The 3,703-nt window shown below is 68.2% G+C and carries 3 protein-coding genes; all 3 read right to left on the bottom strand.

What is annotated here, in order from left to right; genetic code table 11:
* A partial coding sequence (locus J3489_RS36935) for a methyl-accepting chemotaxis protein (protein WP_207005728.1) occupies window positions 1-1,782 on the bottom strand: 1,782 nt, incomplete at its 3' end.
* A 24-nt stretch (window positions 1,783-1,806) separates the two neighbouring features.
* Window positions 1,807-2,328, bottom strand: a complete 522-nt coding sequence (gene cheW, locus J3489_RS36930) for a chemotaxis protein CheW (protein WP_207005727.1) — start codon at window positions 2,326-2,328, stop codon at window positions 1,807-1,809.
* Between the two features lie 23 nt (window positions 2,329-2,351).
* The coding region (locus J3489_RS36925; RefSeq protein ID WP_207005726.1) for a chemotaxis protein CheW at window positions 2,352-3,703 on the bottom strand (1,352 nt) is incomplete at its 5' end.

Genomic DNA, 3,703 nt, shown 5'->3' with positions numbered 1-3,703 from the left:
GCGGGACGGCTGCGCCGTCTGCGCGGCTGGCGCGGCCGGAGCCGCTTGGGACGCCGGTTGCGCCGGCGGCATCAACTGCGGCTCACGCGGTGCCGGCTGGGCAAGCTGAGCGGGCCGCGCCTGCGCCTTCTTCGGCGCAGGCAGCGCGCCCATCGCCGCCCGGTTCGCGACGGCGCGCGGCGCCGCACGCGTTGCACGCGCCACCGGCTGCACCGCGTGGACCGCATCGCCCGCGACGCGCCACGCGCCCACCACCGCCTTCAGCTTGCGCGTCTGCTCTTCGAGCGACGCGGCCGCAGCCGCCGCCTCTTCGACGAGCGCCGCGTTCTGCTGCGTCACGTCGTCCATCTGCGCGACCGCGCGATTGACCTGCTCGATCCCCGTCGACTGCTCTTCGGATGCCGCGCTGATCTCGCCCATGATGTCGGTCACGCGGCGCACGGCCTGCACGATCTCTTCCATCGTCGTGCCCGCGCGGCCGACGAGCGCCGTGCCGTTTTGCACCTTGCCGGCCGAATCGCCGATCAGCGCCTTGATTTCCTTCGCCGCCGAAGCGCTGCGCTGCGCGAGGCTGCGCACTTCGCCCGCGACCACCGCGAAGCCGCGGCCCTGCTCGCCCGCGCGCGCTGCTTCGACAGCCGCGTTCAGCGCGAGGATGTTGGTCTGGAACGCGATGCCTTCGATCACGCCGATGATGTCGACGACCTTGTTCGAGCTCGTCGAGATGTCCTGCATCGTCTCGACGACCTGATGCACCACTTCGCCGCCGCGCATCGCGATATCGGAGGCGTTCACGGCCAGCTGGCTCGCCTGGCGCGCGTTCTCGGCGTTCTGGCGCACGGTGCCCGTCAGCTGCTCCATGCTCGCCGCGGTTTCCTGCAGCGACGCGGCCTGCTGCTCGGTGCGCTGCGAGAGATCGGTGTTGCCCATCGAGATTTCGTGCGCGCCGACGTCGATCGATTCCGTCCCGGCGTGCACCGACTTCACCATCGCGGTGACGCTGTCCTGCATCCGCTTGATGCCGCCGAACAGGTGGCCGATCTCGTTCTTGCTGTACACGTGCACCGGACGCGTGAGGTCGCCCGCGGCGACGAGGTCGAAATGCGCGATCGCGTCCTGCAGCGGCTGCACGATGAGGCCGCGCATCGCGAAACGGATCAGCACCACGAGCACGAGCGCGAGCGCCGTCACCGCGACGATCAGCATGCTCATCAGCGAAATGTGCGCTTGCGAGCGCGCGTCCAGCGCCTCCGCGTGCTGCTGGCGCGCCTTGATGACGAGCGCCGCGGCGCTGTCGAAGGCGACGAACATCGGGCTGATCTTGGTGTCGGCGATCGCGTGGTAGCCCGCGAGGTCGCCCGCGCGCGCCGCCGCGAATTCCGGCTCGACGCCGTCGTGCAAGAGGCTCGTGTGCTTCGCGTTCAGGTCGTCTAGCAGCGCGCCGTCCATGTCGGCCTTCGGCGCATCCAGGTACGCCTGCCACGCCGTGTTCGACATCGTGAGCAGCTCCTGCGTGCGGTCGAGCACCTTCTTCGCTTCGTCCGCGTTGTTCGCCTCGGTCAGCGCGCGAAAGCGGTCGAGCGCGACGCGCGAGCGCAGCAGGTAGGAGCCGGCGTCGTCGAGCGAATGGATGGCGGGCAGATCGCCGCGCGCGAGCGTCGCGAGCGACTGGCTCGCGCCGTTGAGCGCCGACAGACCGAGCGCGCCGACGGCGACCGTCAGTGCAAAAAGCACTACGCCTATCGCCGTCAGCGTCGTGCGGATCGACCAGTTGTGCAGCATTGTGAATGTCTCCGTGGACCAGGATCAGTGCGCGAGGTTCTCGATCAGCGCCATCTCCTTGCTGGCCATCAGTTTTTCGATGTCCATCAGGATCAGCATGCGGCCGTCGACGGTGCCGAGGCCCGTCAGGTACTCGGCCGTCAGCGTCGCGCCGAATTCGGGCGCGGGCATGATCTGGTCGACGGACAGCGTGAGCACGTCGGACACGCCGTCCACCACCATCCCGACCACGCGATGCGCGATGTTCAGGATGATCACGACCGTCTGATGGTCGTACTCGACACGGCCCAGATGGAACTTGATGCGCATGTCGACGATCGGCACGATGATCCCGCGCAGGTTGATCACGCCCTTGATGAACTCGGGGGCGTTCGCGATGCGCGTCACGCTGTCGTAGCCGCGGATCTCCTGCACTTTGAGGATGTCGATGCCGTACTCTTCCGCGCCGAGCGTGAAGACGAGGAACTCCTGCCCGGCTGCGTCGCCTTGCAGCGCATCGCGGCGGCCGGCGGCGCCGGCGGAATGGTTGGATTGGACTTCTGCCACGTTAGCCCCCAAGCGGTTGGGAATTACGAAAAGTTCAGAGCGCCGTGCGACGCACGGGACTCACGGTTGAGCGCCGCCACGTCCACGATCAGCGCGACGCTGCCGTCGCCGAGGATGGTCGCGGCCGAAATGCCGTGCACCTTGCGGTAGTTCGTTTCGAGGTTCTTCACGACCACCTGCTGCTGGCCGACCAGCTCGTCGATCAGCATCGCGAAGCGCCGGCCCTCGGTCTGCATGATCGTGACGATGCCCTGCGTCGGCTCGGTGCGCGCCTCGGCGACCGAGAACACTTCGTGCAGCGCCACGAGCGGCAGATACTCGCCGCGCACGCGCACGACGCGCTCGCCGGCGGCGACCGTGTAGATGTCTTCGGCGTTGGGCTGCAGCGACTCCATCACGAAGTTCAGCGGCAGGATGAAGATCTCGCTGCCCACCTTCACCGACATGCCGTCGAGAATCGCGAGCGTGAGCGGCAAGACGATGCGCGTGGTGCTGCCCTTGCCCGCTTGCGACTGGATCTCGACGTGGCCGCCCATCGACTGGATGTTGCGCTTCACGACGTCCATGCCGACGCCGCGGCCCGACACGTCGGTCACCTGCTCGGCGGTCGAGAAGCCCGGCAGGAAGATCAGGTTCCACACTTCCTCGTCGCTCATCGTTTCGCTGACCTGCATGCCCTGCTTCGCCGCCTTCGCGAGAATCTTGTCGCGGCGCAGGCCCGCGCCGTCGTCGCTGACCTCGATCACGATGTTGCCGCCGTGGTGCGCGGCCGAGAGCACGAGCTGGCCGGTCGAATCCTTGCCTGCCGCGCGGCGCGTCTCGACGGTCTCGATGCCGTGGTCGAGGCTGTTGCGCACGAGGTGGGTGAGCGGATCGATGATGCGCTCGATGAGGCTCTTGTCGAGTTCCGTGGCCTGACCGAACGTGACGAGCTCGACTTCCTTGCCGAGCTTCGCGGCCAGATCGCGCACGAGCCGCGGGAAGCGGCTGAACACGTAGTCCATCGGCATCATGCGGATCGACATCACCGCTTCCTGCAGGTCGCGCGCGTTGCGCTCGAGCTGCGCCATGCCGTTGTAGAGGCGGTCGTGCAGCGCCGGGTCGAACGTGCTCGTGGTCTCGGCGAGCATCGCCTGCGTGATGACGAGTTCGCCGACGAGGTTGATCAACTGGTCGACCTTTTCGACGCCGACGCGAATCGAGCTGCCTTCGCCGGCCGCGGCTGCGGCGGCGGGGCGGCTCTTCTTGTCTTCGGATGCCGACGCGGCCGGTGCGGCTGCGGGCTTCGGCGCGGCCGGCTGCGGCTCGTCCGGCTGTGCAGGAGCGAGTGCCGCCGCCGCGGGCTGGGCCGCTGCGCTCGCCGCGTGCGGCGCGG

It is taken from the genome of Trinickia mobilis, assembly GCF_017315705.1.
Classification (GTDB): domain Bacteria; phylum Pseudomonadota; class Gammaproteobacteria; order Burkholderiales; family Burkholderiaceae; genus Trinickia_A; species Trinickia_A mobilis.
This window is presented reverse-complemented; position numbering and strand designations above follow the sequence as displayed.